General features: G+C 43.9%; 14 protein-coding genes and 1 pseudogene. 5 read left to right on the plus strand and 10 right to left on the minus strand.

The window, feature by feature from the left end; all coding sequences use genetic code 11:
* Positions 1 to 520: 520 nt before the first annotated feature.
* From H5T41_00190 to H5T41_00210, 5 genes are all read left to right on the plus strand, one after another.
* On the plus strand, positions 521 to 904 hold the full coding sequence (locus tag H5T41_00190) for a response regulator (GenBank protein MBC7107206.1): 384 nt from the start codon (positions 521 to 523) through the stop codon (positions 902 to 904).
* A gap of 81 nt (positions 905 to 985) precedes the next feature.
* Positions 986 to 1,570 (plus strand): flavodoxin family protein, encoded by a 585-nt coding sequence (locus H5T41_00195; protein ID MBC7107207.1) that lies wholly within the window; start codon positions 986 to 988, stop codon positions 1,568 to 1,570.
* 95 nt (positions 1,571 to 1,665) lie between these two features.
* Complete coding sequence (locus H5T41_00200) at positions 1,666 to 2,043, plus strand: ribbon-helix-helix protein, CopG family (GenBank protein MBC7107208.1); 378 nt, start codon at positions 1,666 to 1,668, stop codon at positions 2,041 to 2,043.
* Between the two features lie 147 nt (positions 2,044 to 2,190).
* Positions 2,191 to 4,260 carry a cadmium-translocating P-type ATPase gene (cadA, locus tag H5T41_00205; protein MBC7107209.1) on the plus strand — a complete coding sequence of 690 codons (2,070 nt, stop codon included), beginning with the start codon at positions 2,191 to 2,193 and terminating at the stop codon, positions 4,258 to 4,260.
* Between the two features lie 276 nt (positions 4,261 to 4,536).
* Positions 4,537 to 5,136, plus strand: a complete 600-nt coding sequence (locus H5T41_00210) for a hypothetical protein (GenBank protein MBC7107210.1) — start codon at positions 4,537 to 4,539, stop codon at positions 5,134 to 5,136.
* A gap of 80 nt (positions 5,137 to 5,216) precedes the next feature.
* Here the strand turns inward: H5T41_00210 and H5T41_00215 are convergent, their stop codons facing one another.
* The 10 genes and pseudogenes from H5T41_00215 to H5T41_00260 all read right to left on the minus strand — a co-directional run bounded on the left by H5T41_00215 (position 5,217) and on the right by H5T41_00260 (position 13,626).
* On the minus strand, positions 5,217 to 5,660 hold the full coding sequence (locus H5T41_00215; protein MBC7107211.1) for a methanogen output domain 1-containing protein: 444 nt from the start codon (positions 5,658 to 5,660) through the stop codon (positions 5,217 to 5,219).
* Between the two features lie 354 nt (positions 5,661 to 6,014).
* Positions 6,015 to 6,320, minus strand: a complete 306-nt coding sequence (locus H5T41_00220; GenBank protein MBC7107212.1) for a hypothetical protein — start codon at positions 6,318 to 6,320, stop codon at positions 6,015 to 6,017.
* A gap of 154 nt (positions 6,321 to 6,474) precedes the next feature.
* On the minus strand, positions 6,475 to 6,831 hold the full coding sequence (locus H5T41_00225; protein ID MBC7107213.1) for a response regulator: 357 nt from the start codon (positions 6,829 to 6,831) through the stop codon (positions 6,475 to 6,477).
* A gap of 140 nt (positions 6,832 to 6,971) precedes the next feature.
* Positions 6,972 to 7,676 (minus strand): hypothetical protein, encoded by a 705-nt coding sequence (locus H5T41_00230; GenBank protein ID MBC7107214.1) that lies wholly within the window; start codon positions 7,674 to 7,676, stop codon positions 6,972 to 6,974.
* A 392-nt stretch (positions 7,677 to 8,068) separates the two neighbouring features.
* Positions 8,069 to 9,148, minus strand: a pseudogene (tnpB, locus tag H5T41_00235) (IS200/IS605 family element transposase accessory protein TnpB).
* Positions 9,115 to 9,300: a helix-turn-helix domain-containing protein gene (locus tag H5T41_00240; protein ID MBC7107215.1), complete on the minus strand. Its 186-nt coding sequence runs from the start codon at positions 9,298 to 9,300 to the stop codon at positions 9,115 to 9,117. The pseudogene tnpB and the gene H5T41_00240 overlap by 34 nt, the downstream one beginning before the upstream one ends.
* 244 nt (positions 9,301 to 9,544) lie before the next feature.
* Positions 9,545 to 10,570 carry a dTDP-glucose 4,6-dehydratase gene (gene rfbB / locus H5T41_00245; GenBank protein ID MBC7107216.1) on the minus strand — a complete coding sequence of 342 codons (1,026 nt, stop codon included), beginning with the start codon at positions 10,568 to 10,570 and terminating at the stop codon, positions 9,545 to 9,547.
* 69 nt (positions 10,571 to 10,639) lie between these two features.
* Positions 10,640 to 11,638 carry a C-terminal binding protein gene (locus H5T41_00250; GenBank protein ID MBC7107217.1) on the minus strand — a complete coding sequence of 333 codons (999 nt, stop codon included), beginning with the start codon at positions 11,636 to 11,638 and terminating at the stop codon, positions 10,640 to 10,642.
* Between the two features lie 266 nt (positions 11,639 to 11,904).
* Positions 11,905 to 12,939, minus strand: coding sequence for a hypothetical protein (locus tag H5T41_00255; protein MBC7107218.1), 1,035 nt, complete (start codon positions 12,937 to 12,939; stop codon positions 11,905 to 11,907).
* 99 nt (positions 12,940 to 13,038) lie between these two features.
* Positions 13,039 to 13,626 carry a flavodoxin family protein gene (locus tag H5T41_00260; protein MBC7107219.1) on the minus strand — a complete coding sequence of 196 codons (588 nt, stop codon included), beginning with the start codon at positions 13,624 to 13,626 and terminating at the stop codon, positions 13,039 to 13,041.
* Between the last annotated feature and the right edge of the window lie 57 nt (positions 13,627 to 13,683).

Genomic DNA, 13,683 nt, shown 5'->3' on the forward strand with positions numbered 1-13,683 from the left:
ACGATCAAGTGATTGACATTGAAAGAAGTTGCTAATCTTTTTTTATATCGTGTTCCCCGGAACTTAAAAAAATGTTAAAGAGGCCCGGGAAGGTTGGTAGCAGAATACAAAACTCATACTACTCAGGAGGAGAATTGGGGGTGATCCTTCCCGGGATCTCTTGGAGGCGGAGAAAATAATACTTCTATTTAAACATTTCGATTCAAGAAACGATTTTTGAGTCATTTGTGAATCAAAAGGTTGTGTAAATCTAATACTCTTCCAAATCCCTTTTCATGTTGAATGACTGCGGACACACTCCCAGAATTATCGAACTCTATTTTCATCATCGCAGCATTTCCCTCTAGATCTGTCATGTTTTTCCTCAATATCGTCATAGTCGCGATTGTTCTTTGATCGAGTTAACAGCACGTTAAAAACAATTTCCAATCGGGGCGTGAGAAATCGACAAAGATTAATTGAAAAAAGTAATTAAAGGAAAAATATATTTAATGTTGAAAGAAGAAATAAGGTGATTTCGTTGCGACGCATACCTAAGCCACTGAAAATCCTAATGGTCGACGACAACATCGAGCATCTATCACTCTGCTCAGAATATCTCCCAAAGGATGAATTCATTCTTGACAAGGCGCTTAATGCAGCGGAAGCGATGAAGAAGATCAATGAAAACCGCTATGATCTTATCATTCTCGATTATTCCCTTCCTGATATCGATGGATTGGAACTTCTCAAAAAGATAAAGTCTGTGGGAATCAAAGCGCCAATTATTTTTACAACTGCATTTGATGATCCTCACCTCAGCTTTGAAGCGATGAAAAATGGTGTTAAGGACTATGTCGTTAAGACTTTTGAATACTATAAAACGCTCAAAGATCGAATCTTCGATATTTTCCAATCTGACTAATTCATGCTTCAGCCCGTTTCACTGGATTGAGTTTATGCAAATCCATTAATCTTTCAGATTCCTGATGTAGGAGGCAGCTCTTTGATTAAAGTTGTTGGCCTGATGGGAAGTCCGAGAATCGGCGGAAATTCTGATCTACTTCTCGATGCGGCACTGGATGGTGCCAGAGGGGCTGAAGGAAGCGTCGAGAAGATCATCGTTGAGAAACTCGATCTTCATGGATGCAGGGAATGTGATAGCTGCATGCATACTGGTAATTGTAAGTTTCATGATGACATGGAATTGATCTATGATCTGATCGATCAACTCGATGTGATGATCATCTCCTCTCCAGTCTTTTTTTCGGGTGTTCCGGGTCAGTTAAAGATGATGATCGATCGATGCCAGTGTATATGGGCGAGGAAGTTTATCAGGGGAGAAAAAATTGGCGGAGGAAAGAGAAGGGTGGGCGGAATCATACTGGTTGGGGGGAAAGAGCGATCGCATTTCGAGGGGTTACTTTTCACTCTTAAAACGTTCTTTATGACGATTGACGTCGAATTGACGGGTCAATTGACGTTTGCTGGTATCGATAAGAGGGGAACGATTCTCGACCACCCAACGGCGCTGGCAGACGCAAGGGAACTCGGCTGGAAACTTGTAAATCTTGTTAAAGAGAAAAAATGATTTTTTAATCTTTTCAATCTCTATTAACCTGCGAGCAATCCAACGAATTCTCCGCCAGGAATAAATATCATCGGTCATATTTGTTATATGATCCTATGGTGGTCATCAGCGTCTCGATTTCGGCAAAAGAGCTCCGGGAGTTTGATGAGGTTGCTAAGAAACTCGGATTTACGAGCAGATCGGATGCTGTGAGATCCGCTCTGCACAAATTCGTATCGCTGAGCAAGTTGGTAGAAGGAAGCGAGGGCGAAGGGTTTTATCTCGTTTCTCTCGCCTACGAAAAAAAGAAGAAACACCAGGTGGCCGACATCATGCATAAACATTCTGAGATGATCAAGAGCTCACTGCACAGTCATTTCAACGACCGTTGCGTGGAGCAAATTATCGCGATTGGAGAATATTCGAAATTGCGGTCATTCACCGAGGAGCTTTCATCTCTCAAAGACGTGAGATATTCGATAAGCATCGTTTGAAATCGTGACGACGAAGAATATTAGATGGCGTATCATTATCTGGTTAATAAATTTTCAATCAACTGTTAGCAAAACTCAGAAATGTTGAAGATGAGTTAAACCTGGCCTGTGGAAGGCTCTCAGCGATTGGTTTGTCGAATAGATGGAATGGATTGCATTGAATGCGCGAAGAAGATTGAAAAAGCGGTTAAGGAGATTGAAGGCGTCAAGCAGGTCCGTGTTTCTTACACTCTCGGTAAAATGTCAGTGGAAGTTGAAAAGGGTAAAGTTTCAACTGAGCAGCTTAGGAGGTCTGTCGGGCTGTTGGGATATAAACTTGAACCTGTCGAACAGGGTGCATACGAGGATTTTTTTACATTCAAGAACAGAAGACTTGTTGCGACAGCTGTATCAGGTATTTTTCTGCTTCTTGGTATTGTCACGGAAGTTGCTCTTGACATCTCTTACCTTTACCTTTCATTTTACGGAATCGCGATTCTCATTGGCGGGTACTATATCGCCCACAGAGGTCTAGTGGCAATCCTCGAAAAGTATCTCGATATTAATATGCTGATGATCATCGCCGTCTGCGGCTCGGTTGCGATAGGCTCGTACTCAGAGGGTGCAGCAATTGTTTTCCTGTTTTCTACGGCCGAAATGCTTGAATCCTTTTCTATCGTCCGTACAAGAAAATCGATTTACGAACTTATGGATTTTGCACCAAATCGTGCACTCGTTCGTAGAGAGGGCAAAGAAGAGTATTACGATGTCAACGATGTTGCGATTGGCGACATTGTAATCATCAAGCCAGGTGAAAGAATTCCGATCGACGGTATTGTGATTTCTGGGCAGTCATCAGTTGATGAAGCGCCAGTGACAGGCGAGTCGATACCTGTAACGAAAAGACTGGGCGATCAAGTTTTTGCAGGGACGTTAAACGCATCGGGTTTTCTTGAAATTGAAGTCACCAAAGAATTCAAGGATACGGTCATTTCGAGGATTGTACAACTTGTTGAGGAAGCAGAAAGCGAGAAAGCCCCTACCGAACGATTCGTTGACAGATTCGCGAAGTATTACACACCAATCATCGTTCTCGCAGCTATCCTGACAATTGTAATCCCCCCTTTGTTTTTCAATGAACCGTTCGATGTCTGGTTTTACAGAGGGCTCGTCCTCCTCGTTATCTCATGTCCGTGTGCGCTCGTGATTTCAACACCGGTTACAGTCGTCTCGGCTATCACTGGTGCAACGAGACGTGGTGTTCTGTTTAAAGGAGGGATTCATCTCGAGAGGATGGGACAGATATCTGTGATCGCATTTGACAAGACAGGGACGATTACAAAGGGGAAGCCAGAGGTTGATGAAATCATCCCCTTCAAAAATTATTCAGAATATGAAGTGCTGAAAATCGCTGCTTCCGCAGAAAACCGATCAGAACACCATCTCGCACGAGCGGTGATAGCAAAGGCCGAAGAGCTGAGAATTGGGATTGAGGAGGTCGAGGCGTTTGAATCCATGTCAGGCAAGGGGGTGACCGCCGTAATCTTGGGGAACAGAATTTTCTGTGGAAGTCCCGAGTTTTTTGTCGAGCAAGGTATCGATCTTTTGACTTACAAAGATCTCATCGAAAGAAAAAATGCTGAGGGCAAGACTGTGATCATTGTTGGAACGGAAAGGGAAGCGATTGGCATGCTGACAATACGCGACACGGTGAAACCCGAAGCCCGTGAAGTTATTCGTGAATTGAGGAATCTCGGGATAAGAAAGATCGTGATGTTAACTGGGGATAGCGAAAAGGTCGCTGCGAAAGTTGCCGAGGAATTGCAGCTCGACGAATACAAAGCGCGATTGCTTCCCGAAGAAAAAGTCAGGGCAATTGAGGAATACCAGAAGAAATACGGGCCTGTTATCATGGTTGGCGATGGCGTCAATGACGCGCCTGCACTTGCAAAGGCTGAAATTGGGGTCGCAATGGGCGTTGCAGGAACAGATGTCGCATTGGAAGCAGCTGATGTCGCGCTCATGGGGGATGACCTGAGGGCGTTGTCATTCGGTATCAAGTTGAGCAGACGTGCTTCAAGAGTGATTAAGCAAAATATCTCTGTCTCTCTCGCGGTTAAGTCCATCTTCTTTGTCCTTGCTTTTCCTGGATTCATTACGCTTTGGCTTGCCATACTAATCGGTGATCTAGGTACCTCATTTGCCGTTATCTCCAATGCGATGAGGCTTGTGCGTTGAGGAAATCAATCGGTCAAACATCATGCATTGGCTCTGATTGCGGCTATTCCTTTTTTCCCCAGAAGCTATGGTCATTACAGTCGAGCTCGTTTTTCTCATCGCGTAAATTCGTGCTCAATCTCCAATTCCTATCGCAATGTGGAAACTCTCATCAATTTTTTTTTCAATCACGAGAAAGCAAGCTTTATCAATTTTCAATCATCTTGCTAATATCGGTAACCATGAAATAGTCACGACGACAATTGATATTTTGTATGCAATAGCAGGGTTGTCCTCGTGACAAGAAGCCGATGCGTATCCGTTTCGACCATGACGGTCATTTTGTTGGTGTGCATTGTCGCCAACGCTTTTTTCTTAACGACAAATGCATCTGCTTATGATGTCAGGTTGTCAGGCATACCTTCAGCTTTTCAGCTTGATGAGGAGAGTCGCTTTTCGATCATCATCGATCTTGAGGGAGACGAGAGTATCCAATTTGAGAAAATCGTCATTAGCATCTACGACATCAAAGACGAACTTGTTGTGGTGGGGAATATTGCTCCAGATGGAGGGATTGTCGAATCTGGAAACTTTCTCGTGTCTGTAGCATTGATTAATAGTAATGTGACAGACCTCGGTGTAATTGGCAATGATCATGAAATTTCCTATTTAGTAACAATCAAATTCTCTTCCAATGCCTTTGACTACAGCTACGGGAATAAATTACGTGTGGTCGTCGTCAGAGGGGAAGGCCTAGTACCACTTCAGGCGTCTTTTGCACCCTTTGACATTGGAATTCCTCCGCCTTGGGCCATGATCATCAGTACGATTGTCGTCGTTGATGTTGTGGCAGTGGTCATAATTTATTGCTATTTGAAAATGAAAAAGAAAAAATAAATCGTCCGATTCAAATTTAATTTGTTTCAAAAGAATATTTTTCACTTGTCCTCATCAGCAACTTTCTTGATTGTGATCCTTCAGCTCCTGTCCCTGTTTGCCAGGGTTTCCGTGATCGTCACATTGATCTTATTCCAAGCCCTCTTCGCAAATCGTGAGGCGATACTTTTTGTCAACCTACAGATGATCGGATTCCTTCTCTTCTTGTTTCCCCACGGGCATCGGGTTCCAATAAGTGTGATCTCATTATTATTGATCTCAAAATCGAAACAGCCATCGAGGTCATTGAATATCTGGGTGATGCTTTTCGCAAGAGTCTCAGAACCAACATTTTTCTCGGTGCCAAGATACTCATCATAAAGCGTCTCGAGCTTAAAAGAAAGTACTCTGATAAACTCCCTTCTATTTCTTTCGGGAAAGCTTCTTCGTAGGAGTAGGGGTATGACGTCAACTAAAATCTCTTTGATTCTTCCTTTTGGTTCGAGTGTCTTGATCTCTTCATCCTTAAATTCCTTCCTGATCAAAATTTTTCTTGAAATCGTTGAAATCCCAACGATCTGTCCCGATTGTGAGAAAATGGGTGAAAATAAGATTTCTACAGGTATGATGCGCTATTTTTTTCTCATCCCCATTACCACATACTCACAAACATATCTCCCTTAATGATCCTATCAAAACAACGCTCGATTTCGAGTTTTTAATCTGAGATGACGCAGATAAGGTGTGAACCAATCGCCTACCACAACTGAAACCATAGATTCTTTCGGCACCCTGGTTCCAATATTTTACTTTTCTTTCGGGATCGTATACGATGACAGCATTATTTTCGTTCTCGATCACTCCTTTAATTTGTATTCTGTTTTGTAGAGAATTGCATTTTAGATGACATATCCAGGTTGTTTGTTTAGGATCATCAATGTTTTCTGCTCACTTTCAGCAATTGAAATTTGGCTCTTGCTCGCCAGGATCATTATTCCGTTTATCCAATTTTTGTATTGCAATGAGATAACGAGCCACACGTGCACAGAATTCCCTTTCATGCGTTGCTGTCTTACGATCGGGATACGTATCTTAGTTGCTTCTTTGAAGAGTGGATGGTTGTCATCGATGCGGAAAAATTCTCGTACGAATTTTTCTGATACATTATGATGTCTTTTCAGAATCCAAGTTTCATCTTCACGCAAATACGCCATACCTGCGTCGAGCGAAAAGAATTCAAGCGTTTTATTCAAACCGACTTCGAAAATTTGATCAGAAAATCGAATGAATCCTCAATTTTCTGCGTACGCCCGTTCCAAAAAAAATCAAGACATTTTATCATTCTCTTGTTAACGAGAATCAGACGCCGAGCCCTAATACTTTTTTCATGGTCCATTCAATGTCCTCCTCAGAAAGATCGTTCCCGTCCGTGACTACGAGCCCAGTGTTTGGACCCTTGTGAATTATCATTTCAACTATATCTTTTCCAGAATCATCTGGTAATCCGATATCGACGAGGACAATATCGAAAAATGATCCAATCATCTTTTTTATCGCTTCTTCTGTTGCCGAAGTCGTGATGACTTTGCAACCTTTTTCTCTCAGGATTTCAGAAATTCTTGCCTGAACTACTTTATCATCATCGACAATAAGTATTCTCGGGGGCAGAATGCTCTCCTCCTTTTCATAATTCTCACTGAGGCTCACTAATGTCATTAACGAATCAAACGAATACGATAACAGAAATCTATAAAGCTGATGAATACTCAATCTTTGTTGTCTTTTCAATTTTCAGTGGTCCAGGTTCGAGATAAAAAGGAAAAGAAAAGAAAAGGGGTTTAGTTCTCGATGTCGGCTCACCAGATGAACTGCTTGGCCGGCCCTTTCTTGTAGGTCCAGACCACCATGATCATGTTGATGATGCCGATCACGATCCACAGTACTGTCCAGCTCTCCGTAGATAGCGCGTTCTGGATATCGCCGAGTATCTTGACGTCGTTCCAGTTCAGTATGCCGCCACCGAAGATCATGTACCACCATGTGATGAACATCGAGCAGCACAGGTTGAACTGGTGGATCTTCGCACTGCACTTCCCGTGTATCACAAGACCCCACGTGCTGGCTGTGAACCCATAAACCCACAAGCCGACATTAAAGTCCCATGACACACCATTCCACGCGGCTATCGGAATCAGTATAAACTGGGTTGTTGCACCCCAGAGGGCTGCATCACCTATCGGTCTCCAGTCCCAACCCTGCGTTGCGCAGAAGAATGTTCCAAGGAACAGGAATCCGTACAACGCCGGAACGATCGAGAACATGGTGGAAACGGGCCCGTTGAACGGGTCTGTGGCGAAGTGCCACATCGCCATGACGAGCAGCGAAATCGCGGCTGCCAAACTACCCATGGCACCAATTCCTTGCTCGGGGACTAGCTCTCCTGGCTTGGTCTTTTTTTCCCACCATGCAGGGTTGGCTCGGACTCCACTGGTATAGAAAATCCAGTGGCAGAGACCGTAGACGAGTCCCATCATTCCGAAACCTACTGCGTTAAGTCCCATGTGTTTCCCCCTAAGTGGTCCGTCTCTCGACGGTCACTTGGGATAGTTACTTCCTTCTTGATACTTAAAAGTAGCGGAATTGAGGCTTAAAAATGTTAATATGGACATATAACGGTTCTTAATGCATGTAAAGAATTAGAAATGATGCCAGCTTAGAGATTCTTTCGCGTAGTCCTAATCGAATCACCGCTTAAGAGAATGATATTATTCATTCTTTCAAATTTTTAAAAAATTTGAAAAGGAGTACCCGCACCGTGTTCGATAATTAAAAAAAAGAATACCGAATAAAAATCTCGAATCATTTCTTGATGAAGGGTTCTGAGTTAAGTAGAGATACATTGTATTTTGCTACTTTCATCTGCACTTAACTCTTCCCTCTCGACTATCTCATTGAGGGCTCTTTGGGGGAACCCTGCTCCCCGCATCTGAAGGTTTAAAACCGCTACAACATCTCTATCCATTATCAAGCCGCATTTACAGCATTTCATCAGTCTGCCCTCATAGGTAGCCATGCTATCAGAGCAGAGAGGGCAGACCTTAGAGGAGCTCTTCGGGTTAACGTAGTTTACCGCTAGCCCATTCCACCGCAACTTGTATTCGAGCATGAACTGGAACATCCTAGCATTCCATTTTGAGAGCTTCCTATTGTTCTCTCTTGAGCCGTTTAGAACCCTGTTCTTGATATTTTTGAGGTTTTCGAGTATTGCCCCGCTTCCAATCCCTCTAAGCTCTCTCGCTATTGCCGTGGTCAGCTTATGCATGAAGTCTTTAGCTCTATTCTCTTCCCTCTGAGTATATTTCTTCAGAAGCTTCTTAGATGTTTTAGGCTTGGACAGCTTCTGAATCCTCTGCCGTTTGATTTCGTAGACTCTATGAACGTGGTATAGCTTTCTTAAATCATAACGCTTTACCTCTCCGTCTACCAAGGCTGTTATGTTTGTCAGGTTCACGTCGAATGAAGCCCACTTCTCGGCTTTTGGTTCAACGCTCTTCTTGACTGTAATTATGAGTTCCTTTTCGGTTAGGATTAAGCCTCCAATCCTATCGGAGTCTCTTGGAATCCATGGATACTTGCTTAAATCAACTTCAAGGTATCGTCTGTTAGGCTCTATGCTTATCCTTAGAACCTTGCTCCTATAGCTGAAGAGTGTATTCTTGATATAGACTGTTTTCCTTGTTATTTTCGGGTTCTTTTTGATCCTCTCTCTATTGTAGAGCGTTATCCATCCCTTAACCAGACCTATAACCGAGTTTATCGCTGAATCCACATAATGCTTAGAGTATTTCCAATCTCTCAATAGCTCATCTCTAAGCGCTCTCCTGTCTTCTTTATCGAATTCAAGGTGGGCTTTCCTAGAAAGCTTTACCCGAGAAAAGATTGCCTCTAAGGCTCTCCGCTTAACCTTAAAGTATTCCTCGATCAAGTCTATTGGGGAGTCTATTGGGACTCTGTAGCTCTTAACTGCCTCCAAAGCCTCTCAACCTCGCTCTTAGGGTAGCGTAGCTTTCCAGTTGGAAGCCTAACAGCCCTGATAATACCCCTCCTCTGCCACTTCCAGAGAGTCTTAACCGAGATGCCGAACCTCTTAGCGACTTCTGAGGGTCGTAAGAGTTCTTCTTCCATCAAAAAGACATAAGAGAACAAAACCTATTTAAACTTATCTATCTTGAAACTGCTGAGCACGGCATTTAGAAGGCGGACACACCTGCGGACACACCCCGAACACGTGTCCGGACACACTAAAGATTTAAGAGCGGACACACTTACATATTGCAAGGTGAAAGAGTTGAACAACACAACCGATCCGAAGGTAGTGCTTTTTAAGGAACTCATCAAAAAAGGGTACTCTATTCGAAAGGCATCTTACTCATCGTAACTGCTTTTCGCTGATAGCACCATAGTGGCTCTCGTAATACTTTTTAAACTCTCCAGATTTAATCTGCTTCCACCAACTTTCGTTTTCCAGATACCATCTGATTGTCTCTTCGATCCCCTCGCTAAAGCTATATTTAGGTTTCCATCCAGTTAGGCTCCTGATCTTTTTTGTGTCCACCGCATGCCTCATCACATGACCCGGTCTATCTGGAACGAAGGCGATGAGCTCTTCTGATTTTCCCAAAGTCCTCAGTATGATCGAGGCAATTTCCAAGACGCTCCTTTCCTCCCCTGAGCCGATATTAAACACTTCGCCTTCAAATCCGTTAGAATGGAGGAGGAGATCGATCGCCTCGCAATGATCTCTGACAAAAATCCAGTCTCTCGTGTTTTTACCAGTCCCGTACACGGGGAGTGGTTTGTTCTCAATCGCATTGGTGATAAAAAGCGGAATAAGCTTTTCAGGATATTGAAATGGACCGTAGTTATTCGTGCAGCGTGTGATGATTACGGGAAGCCCGTAGGTGCAATAATAAGAAAAAACGAGCCTGTCTGCGCCAGCCTTACTTGCCGCATAGGGGCTTTTGGGCATGAGCGCGTCGGTTTCCTTCGAAGGAGCTGTCACCGCTTCTCCATAAACTTCGTCCGTGGAAATGTGTATAAACCTCTTCACATGTTGCTTTCTCGCCGCTTCGAGAAGTACATAAGTCCCATATACGTCTGTTTTAATGAACTCGTTGGCGGAGGCGATTGAACGATCGACGTGTGTTTCGGCAGCGAAATGCACGATTGCATCGCATTTTGCAGCTAAATCGTTGACGACCGTCTCGTCGCAAATATCCCCTCTAACGAATTTCAAGCGTTCACACCTAATATCCTCAAGATTGCGAGGATTGCCTGCGTAGGTTAATTTATCGAGATTGATGATTTCCATTTCGGGATGCTTCTCGATCATGAATCTGATGAAATTGCTTCCGATAAACCCCATGCCGCCTGTGACGAGTATTCGCCTGTACATAGCAATTGAAAAACGATGTCAGTACTTAATGATTTTCGGATCGATTGAAAACGCGTCAAGAATCAATAGTTATGATATCGTGCATTGGTCGAGATCAATTCTCTTTAACACATCTGGGTTAACGCAACTGAGTGGTTTCCGACCTGTGAGAACTCGCACAATCTCCTCCGCTGCCGTCTTTTTGACTTCTTTCAGCGATCCTTCCGAATAGAAGGATGTATGTGGCGTTAAAATGACGTTTTCGAATTTCAAAAGAGGATGATCCCTCGGTGGCGGCTCATCCTCAAGAACGTCCAATGCGGCAAATGCAATGAGCCCCTCCTGTAGCGCTTTCACGAGATCATCCGTCTTGATGACGCCACCACGCGAAGTGTTGACTAAAACCGCGTTCCGCTTCATCAACTTGAATTTTTCATAGCGGATCATGTGTCTAGTCTCTTTCGTGAGGGGTGTATGAATCGATATCACGTCCGCCTCTCTCAAAAGTGTGTCGAGTGATACTGGCTCAATGCCAATCTCCCTCATCTTTTCGTCAGGAACGTAGGGATCAAAAGCAATGATTCTCATGCCGATCGGTTTGACTCTCTCCGCGAGGGCCCTTCCAATTTTCCCGACGGCAATGAGGCCAAGTGTCATTTCTTTAAGTCTGTGAATCGGTCTCGCATCTCTCCAGTCCCAGCTACCTTTCCTGATCGCCCGATCGTAGACGGTGATCTTCCTGAGGGCACAAAGGATTAGGGCTAAAGTATGATCGGCAACTTCGTCGATACAGTATGTTGGAACATTAACGACAACAATTTTCTTTTCAGTAGCCGCCTCAACATCAATTGTGTCGTAACCGATCCCATACCGTGCGATAACTCTGCAGCGTTCAAGTCTTTCTATAACTCGGCGGGAAATGGGGGCATATGTGTTGAGAATTGCATCAGCGTCCCTCGCAATCTCTATAACATCGTCTTCAGTCTTACATTGGAAGAGACTGACTTCTGCATTGATCTTCTTCAGAATTTCAACTTCCTCCGTCGGTTCGCCGTAAATGTAATCGGTAATGACGACTTTGAGCCCCATTCACTCACTTCTTCTGCGAACGGAGAATGGTCTCGATGATTATTTGTCGATTGTGTTCCTTTTTTTAATATACTTTGCCTTGCGGTGCGGGTTTCCTTTCATTCCGATAGAAAAATTTAATTCCTTGGCGAAAAAAGCTATCATCGAAATAACGCGACGTAAAAAAAAATAAGTAGAGATGATTGAAACGCAGACGCAGAAGATCTATCATTTGGTTCATCGCAGCGAGATATTCATAACCGCACTGGCGCTTCGCCATACCAATTTCAGTCGGTCGGAATACCGCTGCCTTTGATTGTCTTGCTCTTTTCTAAGAGGCGGAGATCCGTTGGTGCTAACCTTTCTTCGCTTTTGAAAAGACTCCTTATCACAGGGGTATGCGGGTCGATGAATGCGCCCGCCACTCCTTTTTCTTTCAAAAATTCAAGATCAGTCTCAATGACGCCACCACCAACGTAGATGTCAAGATCGCACGCAAGCGTTTCCGCAAGAAAATCTCTTGAGACGCCATTTGCTGTGCCGAGTCGTCTGAGGTCGACAACTGCCATTTCCCCGTAGCCGATGCTCTTCAATTTTTTCGCCATTTCTTTCAGTTTTGAAGGCCCAGCCCGTTTCTTGGCCCAAACGATCTCCTCATCAAAATAAATGCATGGCAGGCATCGATCCGAGAGCTCGAAGACCTCGTTGAAGATCTCGAGGCCCGTGGAAGTGATTGTACTGGCGATCGCTTTCGAAACCTCCATCGCAAAGGAATCGAAAAGGTCTTGAATACTTCGCATACCGATATCTAGCCAGATCTCGTGTTTTTTCTTTGTCAAATCCTTAAGAACTTTGAAATTTGGTTTCGCCTCCGCGATACCTGCGAGATCCATGATCAAAATGGCAGACGCGTTGTATCTTTTGTCGAATGCCGCCTTCCAATATGTGTCGAATGGCACCCCGTCGTCACGAGGTACAATCGAGTTGTTGTGCCAGACAATATTTACGACCTTTGCCGTTTTGCCAATCGGAAAATCGAACTTTCCCAATGAGAAAAGTGCAGCGGTGTTGATTGGTACGATTGGAACCCGGGCGAAAGTTGAGTCGATCGATTTCGAAGCATCACCAGTGTCCTTGAAAAACGCATTCCACTCGTCAAAGCTCCTGAAGTGGAGAGGAACGGCTTCTCTGCCGCAGTTTTCGCAGACATATGTACCGTCCTTTGCATCGACGCCTGGCAACGGACCTCCGAATAGAATTTTCGGTACAATTTCAATGCTACCGCAGTATGGGCACGCTTTGATTCTTTTATCTTCCACCATTTGTTACGAGGAAGCACGAAGGACGATATTATTTTTGGGATTGGAACTCGAGCATAGATGAGATTTACCCACTGCGACCTCCTAATTTGAATTAATCCATTATGGCATACCAATAAACCGGGATGTCTCATCGAGGAGCTGTTTCAAAGGGGACGAATCGTGAGATCCTTTGTTTTTCTCAACAAGATAGAACGAGGGAATGATAAACGATCGCATATCATCGCAACCAAGCAATCTCACAAAAATGTTGAAGTATCGCACATTTAAGTGGTTATACACAATATCGCCGTCTTTCAGGCCGCAAGAGAAGACGACAATCGCTTTCTTCCCCTTTTTGAGATTACTCTCGAAAACGCCTTTCTTGTCGGTGAATCTCAAAAAGGCGTAAAGACGATCAACGAACGATTTGACTCTGCCAGTTTCCGCGCCCATGTACACGGGTGAACCGAGTACGATGAAATCAACTTCCTGGATTTTTTCATAGATTGTCTGCATATCGTCATCAATTTCGCATCGACCGTTTTTCTTACACGCAAGACATCCTCTGCAATCCTCGATTTTCAGATCTGTAAGGTTAATCCATTCGAAATCGATCGATGCTTTCGCAAATTTCACACAAATTCTTTCTAAGAGCGTAGCCGTATTGCCATTTTTGCGTGCACTACCGTTGAAGATGAGGGCTTTCATCGTCTCGGCGTATTTCTCTGGCAATATTAAATTTATGTTAAAGCATTGATGATTTTC

Source organism: Methanomassiliicoccales archaeon (genome assembly GCA_014361295.1).
In the GTDB taxonomy this organism is placed as follows: domain Archaea; phylum Thermoplasmatota; class Thermoplasmata; order Methanomassiliicoccales; family JACIVX01; genus JACIVX01.

Excerpts from the sequence above, each read along its gene's own strand:
- H5T41_00240 (MBC7107215.1), bottom strand. The coding sequence starts at position 9,300 with ATGGAAGAAGAACTCTTACGACCCTCAGAAGTCGCTAAGAGGTTCGGC.
- rfbB (MBC7107216.1), bottom strand. The coding sequence starts at position 10,570 with ATGTACAGGCGAATACTCGTCACAGGCGGCATGGGGTTTATCGGAAGC.
- H5T41_00255 (MBC7107218.1), bottom strand. The coding sequence starts at position 12,939 with ATGGTGGAAGATAAAAGAATCAAAGCGTGCCCATACTGCGGTAGCATT.
- H5T41_00225 (MBC7107213.1), bottom strand. The coding sequence starts at position 6,831 with ATGACATTAGTGAGCCTCAGTGAGAATTATGAAAAGGAGGAGAGCATT.
- H5T41_00230 (MBC7107214.1), bottom strand. The coding sequence starts at position 7,676 with ATGGGACTTAACGCAGTAGGTTTCGGAATGATGGGACTCGTCTACGGT.
- H5T41_00250 (MBC7107217.1), bottom strand. The coding sequence starts at position 11,638 with ATGGGGCTCAAAGTCGTCATTACCGATTACATTTACGGCGAACCGACG.
- H5T41_00260 (MBC7107219.1), bottom strand. The coding sequence starts at position 13,626 with ATGAAAGCCCTCATCTTCAACGGTAGTGCACGCAAAAATGGCAATACG.
- H5T41_00200 (MBC7107208.1), top strand. The coding sequence starts at position 1,666 with ATGGTGGTCATCAGCGTCTCGATTTCGGCAAAAGAGCTCCGGGAGTTT.
- cadA (MBC7107209.1), top strand. The coding sequence starts at position 2,191 with ATGGATTGCATTGAATGCGCGAAGAAGATTGAAAAAGCGGTTAAGGAG.